Raw genomic sequence first — 19,886 nt, 5'->3', positions numbered from 1 at the left:
CAACCCTCACGAAAGAACCAACAACAAAACAACACGTAACCTTCCTCCGCCGACTATATGCTTTTTAAAATGTGCGAAACTTGACGGACACTACCGCGGTGGCAAAGCGAAGCGGCGACACCGCTTTGAGCGATTCACGGATTTTCACTGCGCGCAAAAGCGGTGTCGCCGGGCTTCGCCCTCTGCCACCGCACTCCAAAACAAACGACGCCGTCTCTTGATAAAACTGAAAAAGCTGCCGTCGACCTAATCGCAAACTTGGTCGGTTCTCGCGGGGATATTTTATCCGAAGTTTTCCGTCAGCAGCAGCAGGCTGTCCTCCGTCGCCTCGAAGGCGAAACCGCCCGCGTAGGGCAGCACCACGTTTTCGCCGCGTGTGAGCGTGGCGCCAGTGTCGTCCGCGGACGATGAGAGTGTTTCGCGCACGGCGCCGTCCACGACGCTCAGAATCCGCGCCTGCTCGCCCGCGGCGACGCGCAGTTTCTCGCCTTTTGCCAGCGGCACGCGGCGGATGCGGAATTCGTTCGCATCGGCGATGACGGCGCTCTTGCGCTCGCCGCGCACGGGCTCCGGCTCGAAGTCGTCCCATTTGATCGATTTGAGCGATTCGTCGACGTGCATCTGGCGCGGTTTTCCGTCGAGCCCCACGCGGCCCCAGTCGTAAACGCGATAGGTGGTGTCCGAGTTTTGCTGGATTTCGAGGATCAGGTTGCCGCCGTCGATGGCGTGAATCTGCCCGCTGTGCACGAGGATCGAGTCGCCCTTCGACACGGGGAAACGGTGCACGCAGTTTTCGAGCGTCAGGTTTTTGACCGCCTGCTCAAACTCCTCGCGTGTCACGCCGCGGCGCAGCCCCACGATCAGGTTCGCGCCCTCCGCGCAATCGGCGATATACCAGTTTTCCGTTTTCGGCTCGCCCTTCAATTCCGGCGCGACCGACGCGGGCGGGTGCACCTGCAGGCTCAGTCGCTCGCGGCAGTCCAGCCACTTCACCAAAATCGGAAATGCGCGCGAGGCATCCCATTTCGGCCCCATGATGTCGGCGGCGTGCCGCTCGATCAGCGCGCGAATCGCGAGCCCGTCGTATTTGCCGCCTTGCACGACGGATTGCGCCTCGGGCCGGTCCACAATTTCCCAGCTCTCGCCGACGGGCTTGCCGGTCGCGGGCAGCTTGCGCCCGAGGGAGGTTTCGAGAACGCGACCGCCCCAAACACGGTCCTGATACAGGGGTTGAAAACGAAGGAATTGGGTCATGTTGATAATTTTGCCGTGTGTTTTTGTTTCGGTGGTGAAATATTGGATTTGACCGCTCTGGCGTTGCATCAGGAAATGCACTTCCCCTGCGCAGTCAGATCGTCCAAGCAGGTCCGATAAAACACATGGCCAGTTCAGCGAGTTCAAACACAAATAAAAAACAATCCGCCGCCCAAGCCGAGCAGCTCGGCACCGCGCGCCATCCGCGCCATTGGGTTGTCTTTGTCGTGTGCATTGTCGCCGGCGTGCTGGCCTCCATCGCGCTCCTCGATTACGCGCCGCACCAGAGCCTCCAGATCAACGATCCGGTGCGCGAGCACAACCTCGTCGGCATGCTCGGCGCGGAGGGCTCGTATTGGACGCTCACGTTTCTCGGCCTGAGCACTTTTTACCTGCCGCTGTTTTTCTTCTGGATGGCCTTCACCTCCATTCGCAACGCCCGCATCCTCGCGCTCACCCGCGCGCTGGCGATGGTCCTGTGCGTCGTCACATTTTCAAGCCTCGCCACGCTTTTCGGCGAGCTCTTCGGCAAAAGCAACCCCACCGACTATTTCCCGTCCGGCCCCGGCGGCATGCTCGGCAAGGCGCTCTACGGCGATTTCCTTTCGGAAGCCATCGGCCCCGCCGGCGCCGGGGTCGTGCTCGTGCTGCTCTACGCAATCGGGCTCATGCTCATTTTCACGAAGGATATTTTCGCCGAGCTCGAAAAAGTCGCCGCCATGTTTGCAGCGTGGCGCGCCCGCCGCGCGCAAATCCGCGCAGAGCGCGCCGAAATCCGCCGCATCGCCGCCGAGGATCGCGCCCGCGCGAAGGCCCGCGCCAAGGGCGGCTACGACCCGGCGGTCACGCACACGCCCTTTGATCTGGAGGGAAAAACAAAAGACGGCGCGGCAAACGGCAAGGCGGGCGATGACGACACGGACGCCCCGCCCCAACCCACCGCGACCGACGCGGGCGGCCACGCGGACGACGATCCGCCGCCTGTTGACGATCCCGAACAACCCAAATTGTCGCCGAAAATTTTTCGCGGCACGGATTCCGCCGCCACCAAGCCCGGAGCGCTCTCCATCGTCAAACCCGAGGAAACCAAAAAAGCCAAAAACGCCGCCGTTCCCGCCACGGAGGACAATTACCAATTTCCCCCGCTCGCGCTCCTCAAGGAATACCCGAAAAGCTCGGACACGGACACCGACGAGGAATACGCCAACAACATGGCCGACCTCGTGCGCATCATTGGCGAATACGGCATCACCGTCTCGCCGGGCGAGATTCACGTCGGCCCCGTCATCACCTGCTACGAGGTGGTTCCCGCCGCGGGCGTGCGCGTCGAGAAAATCGCCAACCTCGACAAAAACATCGCGCTGCACATGAAGGCGCAATCCGTGCGCATTCTCGCCCCGATTCCCGGCAAGGCCGCGGTCGGCATCGAAATGCCGAACAAAATCCCCATGCCCGTCGGCATGAGGGACATCCTCGAATCCGAGGACTGGGCGAACAGCAAGGCCGAGATTCCCATCGCGCTCGGCAAGGACGTCTCCGGCCGCCCGCTCATTTCCGACCTCACGCGCATGCCCCACCTCCTCATCGCCGGCGCGACCGGCTCGGGCAAATCCGTGTGCGTCAACTCCATCATCGCCTCGATTGTGTTTCGCAAGAGCCCCAAGGACGTCCGCCTCATCATGGTCGACCCCAAGGTCGTCGAGCTCCAGGTCTTCAACGCCCTGCCCCACATGTTCATCCCGGTCGTCACCGCGCCCAAGCGCGCGCCCGCCGCGCTCAAGTGGCTGCTCCAGGAAATGGCCCAGCGCTACCAGCTTTTCGGCAAGACGGGCGTGCGCAACATCACCGGCTTCAACAACCGCAAAAAACACGAGGCCCCCGCGTTCCCGATCGACGAAAAAGACGACCTTCTTCCAAACGAGGAGGAGCAGGCCAAGCTCGAGGGCGTCGATCCGCTCGACGAGCTCGAAGTGCCCGACCACCTGCCCTACATCGTGGTCATCATGGACGAGCTCGCCGACCTTATGATGGTCGCCGCCGCCGAGGTCGAAACCTCCATCGCGCGCCTTGCGCAGCTCGCGCGCGCCGCGGGCATCCACATCATCATCGCCACGCAACGCCCCTCGGTGAACGTCATCACCGGCCTCATCAAGGCCAACCTTCCCTCGCGCATCGCGTTCCAAGTCGCCTCGCAAATCGACTCGCGCACCATCCTCGACGGCAAGGGCGCGGAATCCCTGATCGGTCGCGGAGACATGCTCTTCACGCCTCCCGGCACCTCGCGCGTCGTGCGCGCGCAGGGCGCCTTCGTCTCCGACGAGGAAGTGAAGGGTTTCGTCGACTACCTCAAACGCTTCAACGGCCCCCCGCAATACGCGCAGGACGTGCAGGACGAAATCGAATCCGCCCCGATCGACGGCGAGGACGACAACGGCAAAAAAGACTATTCCGACATGGACGACAACGAGCTCTACAACGAGGCGCTCGGCGTCGTAAAGCACACGCGCCGCGCCTCGACCTCCGCGCTCCAGCGCAAGCTCGGCATCGGCTACAACCGCGCCGCGCGCATGATGGACATGATGGAGGAGCGCGGCATCGTCGGCCCTGAAAACGGCTCCAAACCCCGCGAAATCATCGCCGACTTGGATTCGCTTTGAGGCGCCCGGAGCTTCTTGTTTTTGCGAACAAAACTTCGGTTGAAACAAAAGCCATTCGCGGCACATCGGGGACGGTTCGCCCGCCCCGCCGTTTTGAGCGCGCCCAGCCAGTCCGCGCTCGACGCGGGCGGAATGGCTGACTACACCCGTTGCCCATGCATGAAAGCATTTTCAAGCTCTGGGGGCTGTTTCTGGGCACGATCATCGGCATCCTGCCCATCATGAATCCGCTCGCCGCCGCGCCCACTTTTCTCGCCATCACCACGGGCGACTCCGAGGCGCGCCGCATCGAGCAAGTCCGCAAGGCCTGCATTTACGTGGTGTTCATTTTGAGCGGCTCGCTGTTGTGCGGTTCGTTTGTGATGAACTTTTTCGGCATCTCGATTCCCGGTCTCCGCATCGCGGGCGGCATCATCGTCGCGGGCATCGGCATGCGTATGCTCTCCCCGAACCGCCCGGAAGGAACACGCAACAGGAAAGCCCACCAGGAGGCCCTCGCGAAAAACGACGTTTCGTTCTCGCCGCTCGCGATGCCGATTCTCGGCGGCCCGGGCTCCATCAGCGTCACCATCGGTTTCGCGTCGCTCGCGACGTCGTGGCTCCACTACGTCGCCATCATTCTCGGCATCTGCGTGGTCGCGCTCGCGTGTTATCTTTTTCTGCGGCTCGCCATTCGCATGAACGGAGTTCTCGGCCCCACGGGCATCAGCGCCATGACACAAATCATGGGGCTGCTCCTCATGTGCATGGGCGTGCAGTTTGTGGTGAACGGCGCGGTCAGCATCGCCACCGACCCCGAAATACTCAAAACCATCCGCGATGTGTTTTTCGTCAGCGGCGCAACGACGCAATGACCCTCCGATTGCCGCGAAAGCCCATTTGGACGGCATGCCGACACGAAGCCTGAAGGGCTTCCATGTCTTCTATATTATAAAACCCCGTTGGGGTTTTCGAGCCCGCGGCAACGCGAGCCTTGCGCATGTCGTGTTCGGCAAGGCTGGCACAAACACGCACTGCTCAATCGCCCGAATACGTTTCCAGAAATGAACGCAGGTTCTTCTCGGGGCCGAAGAGCACAAAAATATCATCGGCCTGAAAAATCTCGGACATCGTCACAACGCCAAGCGTGCGGCGCTTGACGGACTGGTCCGATATTTTTCGCAATCCATCGAGCAGCCCCTTTTCGACGCGCTTGATCGTCACGATGCGCACGCCGGCGACCTTAAAATCCTCCGCGCTTTCCGTGAGCGATTTGCCGACCAGCTTTGCCGGCACCGTGGCCTCGATGATCGAATGGTTGTTGCCCATGTCGAAGCCGTCCAGCACGCCGCGCATCAGCAGCGAATGCGCGAGCCCGCGCGCCGCGACCTCCTCGGGCACCACGAGGCGGTCAACCTTGAGCAAACGCAAAAGCCGCTCGTGCATCGGCGAGAGCACGCGGCACACGATGCGTTTCGCGCCGAGCTCCTGCGACTTCATCGTCAGCGCCATCGAATGCTCGAAGTCGTCGCCGATCGCCACGATCACCGCGTCCATTTCCGAGATCGGGAAATGCGCCAGCGGCGTCGGATCGTCGAAATCCATCACCACGGCCGCGCCGACCTCGTCCTTGATTTGCGCGATGTTGTCATCGCGCCGGTCGATCGTGAGCACGTCCGCGCCGAGTTGCGCGAGGTCGCGCGCCAGGTTTTTTCCGAAAACACCAAGTCCGATAATGCAGCATTTCATAAAGTTGGATTTTGTTGGGTTGAGGATTGTTTGAGGGTCAAGTGATCACAATGTGGCCTTCCGGCAGGCGAAAACCCGCCTGCGGGCGCCGGGGCATGATCGCGAGCAGCACCATCAGCACGCCGATGCGCCCGACGAACATCGCCAGCACCATCACGCATTTCCCCGCGCCGCCAAGCAGCGGCGCGACGCCCCGCGTCAGCCCCGTCGTGCTGATCGCGCTTATGGATTCGAACGCCATGTCCATCGTCGAAAGCTCGGGGTGCAGCATGCACAGCACGACGAGCACCAGGGTGAAAAACGCCCCCGCCAGCAGCATGACCGCGAGCGCGCGATTCGCGGTCTCGTCGTTCACGCGGCGGCCAAACGCCTCGATCTCGGCGCGCCCGAGCAGCACGCGGCGCAGCGCCAGCACCGCCACGGCCAGCGTCGAGGTTTTCACGCCGCCCGCCGTGCTCGCCGGGCTGCCGCCGATGAACATCAGGAACAGCAAAATCACAATCGTCGCGGGAGCGTGCAGCCTTGTGTCGGTGATGTTAAAACCGCCCGACCGCGCCGTGACCGAGTGAAACAAAGCCGCCAGCCACGAGGGAAAGCCGCCCGTGTCGCTCCCGGCAAAAACATACTCCGAGAAGAAAATAAACACCGCTCCGCCAACGGTCAGGCACAGCGACGCGACCAGCACCACGCGGCTGTTGATCGTGAGCCGAGGCGGCGCCGCCACGCGCAAACGCAACGCCCTGCGCGCCACGGCCACCGCCACCTGCCAGAGATTTTTCACCACCGGAAACCCGATGCCGCCCGCGCTCACGAGCAGCATCACCGCGGTGATCAGGCCCACGTTGCCACGCAACACGGTGTTCGCGAGCCCGTCGGGAACCGTGCTGAACCCCGCGTTGCAAAACGACATGACCGAGTGAAATCCCGCGAAGAACAAACGGTCCACCGTCCCCACTCCGGGCACGTGGTCCACCGACCAGTAAATCGCCGCCGCGCCCGCCAGCTCGAAGGAAAACGTGAAGCCGACAATGATGCCCAGCACCATGCCGATCTGCCCCAGGTTTTCCTCGCTCAACAAATCCTGCAGCGCGATGCGGTTCCGAAACGACACGCCACCGGTCAGGAAATGCGCGAAAAAATACGTGAGCGTCATGATCCCCAGCCCGCCCACCTGCACGAGCCCGAGAATTATGAGCTGCCCCTCCTGGGTGAACGCCTGCGACGTGTCCAGCACCGTCAGCCCCGTCACGCACACCGCGCTCGTCGAGGTGAAGAGCGCGTCAATCCAGGAAATCCCGTCGAGCGTCGCGCGCGGCATTTTCAAAAGCAACATGCCCGCCGTGATAATCAGCGCAAAGCTCAGGATGAGCGCGCCGCCCGGCGTGAGGTTTCTCGACGCGATCGCCGGAATGCGCCTCAGCCCCCGCAAACAAATGAGCCCGATCAGTGTGAGTTGCGAAAACGCCAGCACGAACAACGCGATCGTGCCCGGCTTCGCATCAGGAATCCAGCCGCTGATCACCCCGTCCACGTGATGGCTGAAAAGCGACTCCAGCAGCACAAGCACGGCTAGCGCCGACTCCAGCTTCCGCTCGCGAAGGTGCTGCATCCTGTGAGGGTTGATCAGCAGCCGCACGATTTCTTGCAGCACAAAAACACCCAGCACAATGCGCGTGAGCACATGCAGCATCCACTCCTTCTGGCTGGAAAGCGGCCAGCCGATCAGCAGCACAAAAAGCGCGCACGCGCCCAGCGCGCACAAAACCAGCGTCGCGTTCAGCACGCGCAAAATCTTTTGCTGCCCGGAGGTGTCGGATAAAAAGGATCGCATGATGAGACCGGTTTGAACCCTAGAATTTCAGCCTCGCGTTTTCGTGGCCGCAACGCGGGCAGACGCACGTCTCCGGGCTTCCCGCCGCCGCATACAATTTGTTGCACCGCGCGCAAAGAAACGTCGTCTTGCGGCGCGCCTGCTCGAAAAGCGAATACTCGCGCCGTCCGTAAAACAACCACAAGCCCATGAAGAATCCTCCAACGGCAAAGCAGTAGATGACGACTACGGTTAACAAATCCATGCGCGAAACAATAGGTTGTCTTTTGAAAATAACAAGGGCGAGCGCATGCGGGGGCAATTCAAAGTGGTGTCACGAAATCACACGCGGGCCGGGGAGCGGCGGTCTCCAGGCCGCCGGACGAGGCGCCTCGCGCGCCCTCGCGCTTTCGTCCGCCAAACAGGGCGCGCCGTTGGCGCGTCCGGCGCATGCGAAGTCCGCGCAAAATGACACGCCCCCGGAACCGGGAGGGATGCGGCACAGTCCGTCAAAACCGGCAGTCCCGGTTTTAATACACCACCTTGTTCAGCGGATATTCGATGATGCCCTCGGCGCCCATTGCCTTGAGCTGGGGAATGATTTCGCGCACGACTTTTTCGTCGATGATTGTTTCGAGCGCGACCCACTCGGTCGATGAGAGCGGCGAGATCGTGGGGTTGCGGAGCGAGGGAAGCGATTTGAGAAGGTCGTCGAGTTTTGCCTTTGGCGCGTTGAGCTTGAGCCCGACCTTGCTTCCGGCCTCGAGCGCGGCGGTGAGCATGAGCGCGATGGTTTCGATTTTTTTGCGCTTCTCGGGATTGGCCCAGCTGGCCTTGTTCGCGATGAGCTTGGTGTTCGTGGTGAGGAGCGTGTCAACGATGCGCAGCTTGTTCGCGCGGAGCGAGGAGCCGGTCTCGGTGATGTCCACAATCGCATCGACGAGGTCGGGCACCTTCACCTCGGTCGCGCCCCAGGAGAACTCCACGGTCACGGGAATGTTTCGTTTTTCAAAATAGCGTTTCACCGTGCCGACCATCTCGGTGGCGACGCGCTTGCCGGCGAGGTCCTCGGGTTTCTGAACGGGCGAATTTTCGGGAACACAAAGCACCCAGCGCGACTTTTGCGTGCTCGCGCGACTGTAAATTAAATCACAAACTTCAACCACGTCGGACTGGTTTTCCTGCACCCAATCATATCCCGTGAGGCCGCAATCAAAGAAGCCGTGCTCGACATAACGGCTCACCTCTTGGGCGCGGATAAAACGACCGTCGAGCTCGGGATCGTTGATGCTTGGCTTGTATGATCTGGAACTGGTCGTAATTACCCAACCTGCTTTGGCAAAAAGACTTTTGGTGGATTCTTCGAGGCTGCCCTTGGGCAGTCCGATCATGAGCAATGGCGCTGGGTTTGACATAGTGGTGAGCAAGGCAAACGCATGTTTTACAGGCTTCAAGTTTTTTTCAAAAAACAGCAAAATCTTTGGCAGTTTTCGCGCCTCCTGTTGCCTCCCGTTTGCAAAAGGGCCTTGTTTAAACTTTACAATTTAGACCATTTGTAAAAAATGCCGTTCATCACTTAAATTCCCATGAGATCCGCACCAAAACCACTGATTGTCATAGTAGAAGACGAGGAAGAGCTCGCCAAGCTCATCGCCGCCCAGCTTGAGGAAGCGGGCATGCAGACGCAGGTTTACACACGTTGTGCTCATGCAATGCGTTTTTTGCAGCGCAACTTTGCCAATCTGCTCCTGCTCGACATCAATCTGCCCGACCAATCGGGTTTTCAACTCCTCGATGAGCTCAAGAAGAGCGACATTTCAGTTCCGACGATTTTCCTCACCGGCAACACGCTCGAGACGAGCAAGGTCCGCGGGCTCGACATGGGCGGCGACGACTACATCACCAAGCCCTTCAGCTACCCGGAATTGATCGCGCGCATTCGCGCCGTGCTCCGCCGCGCCGAATCGGTCAGCGACCTTAACGTCACCAAAAACGCGAAAGTCAGCGACGAGCCGTTCGAGTTTTGCGGCGCAAAAGTCATCCCGGTTCGCCTCGAGGTTGAGTTCCCGAACGGCACCACCGTCAAACTCGGGCGCAAGGAGCTCGGCATTATTTCCTACCTCAACCAAAACCGCGGCATCGTCATCACCCGCAAGGCGCTCATCCATTCCGTGTGGGGCATCCACGCCGACGTGAAAAGCCGCTCGCTCGACCAATACATCGTGAAAGTCCGCGAGCTGTTTCGCGCAAACGGCCTGAGCCTGGACTCGTTCCGCACCGTGCACAGCATCGGCTACATCTTCGAGCCGGAAAACGCGCAATCGCAACCCGCGGAAAACAACTGAGAAAAACCTTGTCAGAAAAACAAAAACGGCGTCCCGAAAAAACCGGGGCGCCGCTTTTTTTTCGCCCGCCCCGCCCCGCCGGCAGCCAATTTTCTTGAGCAGCGGGCTGGCGCGGTAAAACTAGGCGCAACGTCTCCATGCCTCCCGCCACTTCCAACGCCAGCCAGCGGCGACCACGCCCCCCGTTTGTCCGGACACTTTTGCAACCGCGCAATCTCGCGTTTGGCGCGCTCGGCGCCGCAGTCCTCACCCTCGTCGCAATCCTCGGGCACCGCATCCTTTTCTCGTCCTCAAAAGCCCCCCCGCCCGCCGCCCTCGAATCCGCCGCCGCCGCCGCGCTCGGGACGCGCCACGGCGGCCTTTACACGCTCGCGCATTTCACGCCCGGCCCCGCGCTCGACCGCGCGCCCTTATCCACTTCCCCAATACAACCCGCCGGCGCCAGCCCCGTCTCGCCCGTCTCCCCGGTTGCCGCCGCCCCCGCCCCCGACGGACGCCTTCACTACAAGGCGACACTCACCGCAAAACTCGCCGAGACACTCTACGCCCCGGTCAACACCATCGACTACATCGAGCGCGAATTGAAACTCGACACCTCCCCCGAGCGAAAAATCGAGGAAATCCTTCGCGGCCCCGGCGGCCCGCGCATCCGCGAACTCGCGGGCATCGGCAACGACACCGCCTCGCTCGCCTCCATGCGCCTGATTCGTGAAACCGCGCGCGCGGGGGCGCGCTTCGAAATGGGCGCGCACATCGAGGCATCCCGCGCCGGCGACGAATGGCGGACACACATCGTTTCCCTCACGCCGAAAACGCCCCTTCCCCAAGGCGAGCCCCTCGGCAAATTCAGCGGACGCCTCATCGACATCACCCGCGAATCCGACATCGCCGCGCTGCGCCGCGCCGTCGCGCAGACCGGCGAGACGCTCCGCCGCGTCGAGGCAGCCCGCGAACGCCACCGCGCCGAGCTCGCCGCCAACGCCACGCGCGTGGTCTCCGCCAAGCTCGCCCAACTCACCCCCGGCGCTCTCTACTCCGGCAAGGCCACCCTCCCCGGACGGCAAGCCATGCCGGACATCTGCCTTGAAATCGTTTCGATCGACCGCGACGCCTCCACCCTCCGCGCCAACCTCCGCGCCGACAGCTCGTGGATCGACGCCCGCCCCCTCGAAGGCCGTTACGGCTACGACACCGGCAGCGACCTCTTCACAATCACACTCTCCGCGCGCGCGGGCCTTCCCGTCGTCAGCGCCTCAGGCCTCGCCGTCGCCGGCGCAAAACCCTTTCGCATCACGCTCCATTTTTCCGGCTCCGAACTCACCGGCGACGCGGGCGAATGGTCGTGCAAACTTGCGCGCGTTCCCGACTCCAGCCGCGCCTCCATGATCGCCACCTTCAGCGCCTCCGAGCAAAAACTCCTCGACGCCACGCGCCCCGGCCGCGCCTATCGCGTCCACACCGAGACGGAAGGCGACCTGCTCCTGCGCTTCAAAACACAAAACCCGGCCACCGGCGCGCTCACCGCGACCATTGAAAACATACACGGCCCCTGGAAACACGAGCTTCAGGGCTCGCTCATCGCCAGCCCCGCCCGCTCCGGCGGCTTCCCCGTCCGCCTCCTCACCACGCTCGACTCGACACAACCCAACATTCCCTCCATCGGTCTCAGCCTCCGCCTCGAAAACGGAAATGTATTCAAAGGTTCAATACGCATGATCGAGGCGAGCCCGGTCACGCTGGAACCCGCCGGCGCGGAGTTTCTCGCCGAGGTCGATGCGCTCGCCCGCGCGCGCGCCGGCCAGAAACACGCCGCCAGTCAGGACGCCATCAACATCGCCCCGCTTCTGGGAAACGCCGCCCCGCCCACCCGGCCCGTTCCCGTCGGGCCAGCCGTTCCCGCATCGCCCGCCACGCCGCCGCCCGGGGCCGATGGCGCGTATATCTGGGACGAAACCGCGTGGCGTCCGCTTCCCTCCAACAACGCCAGGGTCGTGCGCTCGGCACTCCAAAAAGTCGGCGGCGTGTGGAGCTCCGCAATCTCGCTCATCAAGACGCGCCCCGAGAAACAGGAAACCGGCACGCTCACATTCGACGGCACGGACATCCCGCCCTCGGTTTCCGGGCGCGATGTGTTGCTCGCGTTTAGAGGCGCCTTTGTCACGTATCCCGGCACACCCGTCGGACTGCCGCCAATCGAAGTCGCCCCCTTGGAAATCAAGGGCAGGGGGCGCAAACGCGTCGCCGAACTCGAGCGCCTCGGCGACGCCGCGGCAACCTTCGGCAAGGCAAGCGAGCGCGTCATCATAGACCGCTCCGAAACCGAACCGGGCCTGTATGTCATCCGAGCGCAACGCCCGCTCCCCGCCGGCCGCTACGCCCTCCACGCGCCCGAGCATTCATTCGAATTTGAAGTGCGTGCCCGGGATTGATTGCGCGCGAGGGTGTCGCCCCGGGCTGGATGCACGCCGCACTTTGGCGTTGCCGCGCTTCGCCTCGCAAAAAGTATTTAATCATGAAACACGCACGCCTGATCAGAAGCACACTTGTGGGAATCGCCGCGTTGCTGGCTTTCGCCGGATGCGGGAAAAGCCAGCGGGCGGAAAAACAAACCGCCGACGAAGTTTTTTCAATCGAACGCGAGGCGCCGGGCAAGCGGGCGTTTCTAGTGGTGAACGCGCCGGGAAAGTGGAGCGTTTACGCCGGCGCGTCGGTTGGGAAAATCGACATGACCACGCCTCTGCTCGAAGGCGCGCAAACGGGACGCGTTGAGCTGCCCTTGAAAAATGCGAACCATGCGTTTTTTCGAGTCAAAAGCACCCTGGGCGAGACCGTGCTCGCGGAGCGGCACCTGCCCATGGCCGGCGGTTACAATTTTCGCGATCTGGGCGGATACAAAACCGCCGACGGGAAACGCGTGCGGTGGGGACGCGTGTTTCGCACGGATGATTTAAACAAACTCACGACGGAGGATCTCGCCTACCTGGCAAGCGTTCCGATAACCTCGATTGTCGATTTCCGCTCGGAGTCCGAGATCAAGGCCGCGCCCGATCTTCCCGCGCCGTCGGTGCGCCATCAATACGCCTACTCGATCACGCCCGGCAACCTGACAAGCGCGGACGACCTGAACAAATTCACAAAAAAACAAACGGAGGAATTCATGATCGAAATGAACCGCCTTTTTGTGACCGACGAACGCATAATCGGACAGTATCGGAAGTTTTTCAAACTGCTGCAGGACGAGGGCAAACTGCCGTTGATGTTTCATTGCTCGGCGGGAAAAGACCGCACGGGCATGGGCGCGGCCCTGTTTCTCGCGTCGCTTGGAGTGGATGAAAAAACAATCTTTGAGGATTACCTGCTCTCCAACCGATACCTCGCCGGAAAATACGACCCCCTGATCAAAAAGAATCCGCAACTCGAACCGCTTTACCGCGTGAGCCCCGAGTTCCTGCGCGCCGGCTTCGAGCAGATGAAAAAAGACCACGGCAGCGTTGAGAATTACCTGCGCAAGGTGCTTCAAGTGGATTTGGAAAAGATGCGCAGCCTGTATCTGGATTAGTTTTTGCCGGTTTAGCCGGCCGCATTTTGAGGCAGGGCGGTTGGCAGACTGTCGCTAACGCTCGAAACGCCGAAACTGCCGCGATCGGCCTCATTGTTCCCGGCGTGTTCGACCGGCGCGCCCTGCCCGCAAAATCGAATTTCAAACTGAGTGATGGACAAGGGGCATTCGCATGGTCTACAAACCAAACCAATCTCCCGCAACCGTCTCAGAAATCCATAAGCGCCCCCCGCCCACCCTTCCCCATGCTTTCAGCCACGCCTCCGATAAAATCCTCCAAAAAAACGAAACGCATGTCCGGGCACGGCGGCGAGCTGCTTGAAAAACTCGACGGCGGCATTCCCCTGCGCCACTCGCTGGCCGGGCAGGTTGTGGAGATAATTCAAGCGGGCATCCAAAAACGCACCTGGCAGGAATGGCTGCCCTCCGAGCGCGCGCTCGCGGAAAGCCTGCATGTGAGCCGCAGCACCTTGCGCGCGGCACTGGCGCAACTGGAAAAAATGGGCATGGTTCGGGCGCAACGGCCCCACGGCACAAAGATTCTCGGCCAGCGCAAGACAGCCACGGCTCCGGCGAAACAAAGCCGCATCGTGGCGCTCCTCACGCCCGAGCCCATCACCATGTTGCGCCCCAAAATCGCGCTCATCATCGACGAGCTGCGCGGGCAGCTGGCGGAATGCGGATACAGGCTGCGCACGTTTCACGGCGGGCAGTATTTTTCGTCCGGGGCCAACTCGAGGCTCCAGCGCCTCGTCGCCGGGCACCCGCACGATTGCTGGGTGCTCACGCTTGCGCCCGACAAGGTGAAAAAATGGTTTCGCGACCGGAACATCCCCTGCGTGGTGTCGGGCACTTGCGATCCGGACATCGGCCTGCCGTTTGTCGACCTGGATTATTACGCGCTCTGCCGTCACGCGGCGGGGCAGATGACTGGGCTCGGCCACAAGCGGATCGTGTTTATAACAGAAAACTCGACCAAGGCCGGCGACTTGGAAAGCGAGCGCGGATTCATTGACGGCATCGCCGCCGCCAGCAACTCGCAGGCGCGCGGCCAGATCATGCGCCACAATAACACAAGGCAAAGCGTGATGAAATTACTGGACGGGTTGCGAGCCAGGGAAGACCGCCCCACCGCGATGCTCGTCGCGCACCCGCATTTTTATATTCTCGCGCAAACCTACCTGCACGAACTCGGGCTTCGCGTGCCCGGCGACGTTTCCTTGATGTGCCGCGACGACGACACGTTTCTCGACTACACAAGGCCCGTGCCCACTCGCTACTCGTTCGACTCCGCCGCCTTTGCCCGCCGCCTTTTCAAGCTCATCATGCAAACCGTGGACGGCTCGCCCATCGCGAAGCACCGACTCCGAATCATGCCCGACTACCAAAAAGGCGCCACGCTTGCCGCCCCAAATTCACCGTAACCAACACAATCCCGCATCAACACAGCATTGAACATGAAAACCAAAATATCCGCCGCGGCCGCAGGGCTGCTCGCGTGCGCCGCCCCCGTTTTTTCGGCGGACGCCACGCGTCCCAACATCGTTTTTATCCTCGTGGACGACCTCGGCATTTCCGACATCGGCGCGTTTGGCGCGAGCTTCTACGAAACGCCCAACATCGACAAACTCATCGCGCGCGGCATGCGCTTCACAAACGCCTACACACCCGTGGCAATCTGCGCGCCCGCCCGCGCCTCCGCCATGACCGGAAAACATCCGCTCAAACTCGGCATGTGGAATCACTATCATCACATGCCCGACAATTCCGTGACCGTTGCCAGCCGCCTCAAGGACGCCGGCTACGCGACGTGGCACGTTGGCAAATGGCATTGCGGAAGCCCCGCCAACAAAACGCTTCCGCACGATGTCGGATTCGACGTCAACATCGCCGGCTGGGAGGCGTGGGCGCCCGCGTCGTATTTCTGGCCGTATAAAAAGAACCGCAACCGCCCCATCGAAAAAGTCCCCACGCGTTCCCGCGTGCCGGGCTTGGAGGAAGGCGGGCGCGAGGGCGAATACCTCACCGACCGGCTCACCGACGAGGCGCTCCGGCTCATCGACAGGCACGACACGCGCGCCCCGTTTTTCCTCAACCTGTGGCATTTCGCCGTGCACACGCCACTCCAGGCAAAGCCGGAGAAAATCGAGAAATACAGGCAAAAGGCAAAACGGCTCGCCGGCATGAACGAGGAGTATTTTTACGACGCCAAGGGCACGCGGTATTTTGAAAACCCAAACATGGACGAGCGCTGCGCCACTTACGCCGCCATGATTGAGAGCGTCGATGAAAGCGTGGGGCGCGTCGTCGCCGCGCTCAAAAAGAAAGGCGTGTATGAAAACACACTGATCATTTTTTACTCGGACAACGGACCGCTGACGGACCGGCTCATCAAGACCCCCTATCGCGGCGGAAAAAACTCGACCTATCAAGGCGGCATACGAATGCCCGCGTCGCTGACATGGGAGGCGAAAATCAAGCCCGGAGCGGAAAACCACAGCGAGATCAACATCTACGACCTGCCCCACACCATGCTCGCCGCCGCCGGAACCGCGTTCCCCGCCAATCACGGCGGCGACGGCCTTTCGCTGCTCCCGCTCGCCTTGGGCGCGCAGGAAAAACTCCCCGCGCGAACCTTCGTTTGGTATTTCCCCAGCACCCGCATGCACTGGGGCCAATACGCAAGCGCGGCCATGAAGGACGAGGACAACTGGAAATACCAAATGCTCTTCAACGGCGAGGGCGACGAGCTCTACAACCTCAACATCGACCCGCGCGAATCAAACAACCTGATCAAAAAGCATCCCGAAAAAGCCGCGCAGATGGAGAAGAAATTGCGCGATGAATTGAACCGGTATTATGCCGGTATGCCCAAGCCCGACGAGATCTACATCGAAAACGTGGAACGCCGGCTCAGGGGCGAACCCGCCGCGAGGGTTCAGGACAAAAACTACTGAGCCCCTTATCTCCACCGTGCTATTTTAGACAAACAACATATAAACCATTCCCCATGTTTTCCATAGACCGTTCCTCAAATTCCATAAAAGAAATTCCATCTGTCTCCTTTTCGGAGCTTGGATTTAGGGAAAGACAACACCTGCAAGAATGGATAGCGAACCAACCCAGCGCCCTCGGCGAAAAATTGCTTATTATACAAAAGGAATTTGACGGCTTTGATGACACCAAGGAACGGCTTGATTTGCTGGCCATTGATGAAAATGGATACTTGGTCGTAATTGAAAACAAACTCGATGACTCTGGAAGGGACGTCGTATGGCAAAGCCTGAAATACGCCTCTTACTGCTCGACCCTGGGCACATCGAAAATAGTCGAAATATATCAGGATTATCTGGAACAATCCGGCGACAAATCCTCTGCCAAAGAAAAAATATGCGGCTTCCTTGGAAAAGATAATTTTGATGAAATCACACTAAATCCAAAAAGAACCCTGCGAATAATACTGGTGGCGGCACACTTCAGAAAGGAGGTCACCTCAACGGCGCTATGGCTCTTGGAGCACCAATTGAAATTGCAATGCTTCAAGGTTACGCCGCTGCGCCATGGGGATTCACTTTATGTGGATTTTGAACAAATTATTCCGCTTCCAGAGGCGCAGGAATACATGATCGGAATTTCCGAAAAGGAAAAAGAAGAACAAGCGGTTGAAGAGCGCCAGGCTCGCAGGCATGTATTGCGCAAAGAGTTTTGGACCAAAACACTGGCCGCCTTGGAAAAGGCAAGAGTCGCACTTTATAGTAATGTCAGTCCGAGCAAAGACTCGTGGATTAACGCAGGCGCAGGCATGGCCGGAATAAGTTATCTCATGTTTTTCGGACAGGAAGGCGTGCGCGTGGAATTCACCATTGGACGCAAGGTTGAAGCAAAAAACCACGCCTTATTTGCTTATTTGGAGGGAAAGAAAACCAAAATCGAGGATGCCTTTGGGGCACCGCTTCAATGGCGCATGCGCGACAAAACCGGAGCCATCGGCTATGCCAAATCTGTGAATGGCGAAGGCTATGATCGCGAAAACTGGCCTAAAATGATCGATTGGCTGATTGTGCACATTCGCAAGCTGGAGGATGTTTTTTCCAAAGAAATTGATGGCATGCGCGATTTGCTCGAAACGCAGTTTCCAAAGGAGTGACACCAACATCCCGAAGCTATTGAACCTTTGTAGGGGCGTTGCTTGCGACGCCCGGTTTGAAAATCAACCCTTACACAAGGGCGTCGCAAGCGAAGCCCCTACGGTAAAAGGCATAAAAGCTTCGGGACGTTGGCATGACATCAAAAACATCGGACGCATTTCGTCAGCGCGCTCGGTGAGGATTCCCTACTGCCGCACGATTTTTATGCCCGCGGGGGCGTCGATGGTGGTTGTGATTTTTCCAGAGGCGTCTTTTTCATGCCTCACTTTCAACACGCCGAGCGGAGTGGGATATGCGCCCTCGGCCCAGTCGAGGTCGCCAAGGTGCGGGGCGATTTTTATCGTTTTGCAACCGGGTTCCAGCACCTGGATTCCAAGTATGTGCGCGCTCATCCACGCGGTCGGACCGGACGCCCAGCCGTGACAAAAACTGTGCCGGTATCCGGGATAACAATAGGCTCCAAAATCGCCGTGAATGTCCTTCTTTCCGGGGGGCGTGAGTTCGTCGAGGCGCGCGGCGTTTTTTGTCCATTCGAGATCAAAATCCTCCCAGAAGGTCGTGGCGCCCATGTCGAGCATGCCGCCCCAGTAGGCGCGAATAATGTCAATCGCCTGCCGGTGCCGTCCGGCGAGCGCCTGGGCTTCGAGCATGTAATAGCCGTAGAAGGTGGAGAAGTTTTTCGGGCCGCCGACAGACACGACCTCGTCGCACGCCTTTTCCGGAGGCAGGATTCCCGCGAGCGCCATGAGCGCGGCGGCTTGCTTGAGATTGTTGTGATCCTTGATTGAGCGGTTCAGCCGGGTGGTGATGGCCCCGGTTTTTTTGATGTATTCCGGCTCGTCGAGCCAGGCGCAGAGTTTGGCGGCGTGTTGCATGGCCCAAACCATGAGGGCGCGGCAGCCGGCCTTGACGCCTTCCGCGTTGGGGCTGGAGGGCCAGTCGAGGAATTCGCGGGTCTTGGTTTTTTCAATGCCGTTTTCGTCGATGTGACGGTCGATTTGGTCGATCAGTCCGAGGATGTAGCTCCTGTGTTTTTGCATGAAGGCGAGGTCGCCGTTTTGCATATACCAGTCGTGATGGATGATGAGATACCAGAGCGAATAGGTGGGGATTTTGTTCATCCAACCGGGAAGGGGAAATTGCGCGCACGCGAGGTCGAGGCTCTTGGGAACGGTTTCGTTGTCGCCAAAGACGGCGCGGATGGAGGAGACCTCGGGGTGCATGTCGCCGAGCCAGACGAGCCGGTCGCGCTTGATGCCGTCCCATAGGTATTCCTGCATGTTCAGGTGCACGGTGTAGGCGCCGGTGAGCCAGATTTGGTCGAGGCGCGGGTCGCTGCTTTTGAAGGAGCCGAGGTAGGGAATGTCGCGATAGCGGAGAATGGCGCGCGCCTCCTTGATGTGGATGGCGGTGTTTTTTTGCAGAAGGTCGATGCGCACAAAACGAAACCCCGTGTTGCCGATTTCGATCATGCCGTCGCGGGGAATTTCCATCACGATGTCGCGCTTGGCGTGGTCGTCGGTGGAGCGGCCGACCAGCCATTCGCTGTTGTTGGTCTCGCTGTTGCACTCGCCGACCGACTCGCCGAAGCGGATGCGCACGAGCGAGGGTTCGCGACGCGTGGAGCTGCCCATGACGAGTTGCAGGCCGCCGTGGATTTCCTTGCCGTAGTCGAGGAGGATGGACGCGGTTTTGGTGCCGGTGCTTTTCATCACGCACATGTTGCGGCGGCCCAGCATGGACTGGCTGTCGCCCTGCCGCAGGAGGACGGCTTCGTTGGCAACGAGTTTTTCGCCGCCGTCGTTTTTCCACACGATGCGTTGCGGCGAGATGAGTGCGCGGGTGAGCGTGTCCTTTTGGGCTTTGCCATCGTATTCGGGGCCGAAAACAGGCGGGAGCGCGACGGCGGTGCTTTGCACCGCGGCGGCAAACGCAAGCAGCAGAATGGTGGAGGGGAATCGCAAGAAGGGCTTCATGATTGGGATTTTGAGGCGAAGGATTGAACTCGGATACTTTTGTTTCTTTATCATGGGCAAACTACGGCGCGGGCGGCGAGGCTGAAAACTGTTCCAACGCCCATACCACACCCGCAAGCAAAACTGAAAAACACACTCTGAAAGCGTGCGATTCGCCACTTTAGTCGTTTGGAAGTCACAATACTTTCGAAGGGCATCAGTGATGTTTCTTCTGGTTGCGCCACAGCTCCATCACGCCGAACGAAATGGCAGCATGTGCGTTTTCGCCCAGACAGAGAGCACATGAGGTGCGACGCTATCGTTTTACAACCGAACGATAACGTCCGGAATCTTGCGCACATTTTTTAAAGCTATAGCAGCGGGGGACTACTCCCGATGAACCAAAAAACTGAAAACCCAGATGAAGGCG

The 19,886-nt window shown here is 60.1% G+C and carries 14 protein-coding genes; 8 read left to right on the top strand and 6 right to left on the bottom strand.

The annotated features are described in order from the left end of the window. Nucleotides 1-282: 282 nt before the first annotated feature. Complete coding sequence (locus M2103_RS12870; protein WP_277511069.1) at nt 283-1,254, bottom strand: type I phosphomannose isomerase catalytic subunit; 972 nt, start codon at nt 1,252-1,254, stop codon at nt 283-285. Between the two features lie 125 nt (nt 1,255-1,379). Here M2103_RS12870 and M2103_RS12865 point away from each other — a divergent pair, with 125 nt between their 5' ends. Both M2103_RS12865 and M2103_RS12860 read left to right on the top strand, forming a co-directional pair. Then, nucleotides 1,380-3,911, top strand: a complete 2,532-nt coding sequence (locus M2103_RS12865) for a DNA translocase FtsK (RefSeq protein WP_277511067.1) — start codon at nt 1,380-1,382, stop codon at nt 3,909-3,911. A 155-nt stretch (nt 3,912-4,066) separates the two neighbouring features. Continuing rightward, the gene (locus M2103_RS12860; RefSeq protein ID WP_277511066.1) at nt 4,067-4,765 is read left to right on the top strand and encodes a MarC family NAAT transporter; all 699 of its coding nucleotides are present in this window, start codon (nt 4,067-4,069) and stop codon (nt 4,763-4,765) included. Nucleotides 4,766-4,928: 163 nt separating this feature from the next. On the opposite strand, the gene M2103_RS12855 is transcribed toward M2103_RS12860, so the two are convergent. The 4 genes from M2103_RS12855 to hisG form a co-directional block, all read right to left on the bottom strand. Next, the gene (locus M2103_RS12855) at nt 4,929-5,639 is read right to left on the bottom strand and encodes a TrkA family potassium uptake protein (RefSeq protein ID WP_277511064.1); all 711 of its coding nucleotides are present in this window, start codon (nt 5,637-5,639) and stop codon (nt 4,929-4,931) included. A gap of 37 nt (nt 5,640-5,676) precedes the next feature. After that, a complete protein-coding gene (locus M2103_RS12850) occupies nt 5,677-7,371 on the bottom strand; it encodes a potassium transporter TrkG (RefSeq protein WP_277511063.1) in 1,695 nt (564 codons plus the stop codon). Nucleotides 7,372-7,489: 118 nt separating this feature from the next. Beyond that, nucleotides 7,490-7,714: a hydrogenase nickel incorporation protein HypA gene (locus tag M2103_RS12845; RefSeq protein ID WP_108825740.1), complete on the bottom strand. Its 225-nt coding sequence runs from the start codon at nt 7,712-7,714 to the stop codon at nt 7,490-7,492. Between the two features lie 265 nt (nt 7,715-7,979). Next, nucleotides 7,980-8,840: an ATP phosphoribosyltransferase gene (hisG, locus tag M2103_RS12840; RefSeq protein ID WP_277558376.1), complete on the bottom strand. Its 861-nt coding sequence runs from the start codon at nt 8,838-8,840 to the stop codon at nt 7,980-7,982. Nucleotides 8,841-9,035: 195 nt separating this feature from the next. Between hisG and M2103_RS12835 the strand changes: the two genes are divergently transcribed. The 6 genes from M2103_RS12835 (at nt 9,036) to M2103_RS12810 (ending at nt 17,500) form a co-directional block, all read left to right on the top strand. Next, nucleotides 9,036-9,794 carry a response regulator transcription factor gene (locus M2103_RS12835; RefSeq protein WP_277511059.1) on the top strand — a complete coding sequence of 253 codons (759 nt, stop codon included), beginning with the start codon at nt 9,036-9,038 and terminating at the stop codon, nt 9,792-9,794. 137 nt (nt 9,795-9,931) lie between these two features. After that, nucleotides 9,932-12,223, top strand: coding sequence for a hypothetical protein (locus tag M2103_RS12830; RefSeq protein WP_277511058.1), 2,292 nt, complete (start codon nt 9,932-9,934; stop codon nt 12,221-12,223). A gap of 83 nt (nt 12,224-12,306) precedes the next feature. Then, on the top strand, nt 12,307-13,353 hold the full coding sequence (locus tag M2103_RS12825; protein WP_277511057.1) for a tyrosine-protein phosphatase: 1,047 nt from the start codon (nt 12,307-12,309) through the stop codon (nt 13,351-13,353). A 245-nt stretch (nt 13,354-13,598) separates the two neighbouring features. Further along, the gene (locus M2103_RS12820; protein ID WP_277511055.1) at nt 13,599-14,777 is read left to right on the top strand and encodes a LacI family DNA-binding transcriptional regulator; all 1,179 of its coding nucleotides are present in this window, start codon (nt 13,599-13,601) and stop codon (nt 14,775-14,777) included. Between the two features lie 33 nt (nt 14,778-14,810). After that, a complete protein-coding gene (locus tag M2103_RS12815) occupies nt 14,811-16,310 on the top strand; it encodes a sulfatase (protein ID WP_277511054.1) in 1,500 nt (499 codons plus the stop codon). A 53-nt stretch (nt 16,311-16,363) separates the two neighbouring features. After that, nucleotides 16,364-17,500 carry a DUF4268 domain-containing protein gene (locus tag M2103_RS12810; protein WP_277511053.1) on the top strand — a complete coding sequence of 379 codons (1,137 nt, stop codon included), beginning with the start codon at nt 16,364-16,366 and terminating at the stop codon, nt 17,498-17,500. Nucleotides 17,501-17,686: 186 nt separating this feature from the next. On the opposite strand, the gene M2103_RS12805 is transcribed toward M2103_RS12810, so the two are convergent. Further along, on the bottom strand, nt 17,687-19,477 hold the full coding sequence (locus M2103_RS12805) for an alpha-L-rhamnosidase C-terminal domain-containing protein (RefSeq protein ID WP_277511052.1): 1,791 nt from the start codon (nt 19,475-19,477) through the stop codon (nt 17,687-17,689). Nucleotides 19,478-19,886: the final 409 nt, after the last annotated feature.

This window comes from Ereboglobus sp. PH5-5 (assembly GCF_029504805.1).
Taxonomy (GTDB): Bacteria; Verrucomicrobiota; Verrucomicrobiia; order Opitutales; family Opitutaceae; genus Ereboglobus.
This window is presented reverse-complemented; position numbering and strand designations above follow the sequence as displayed.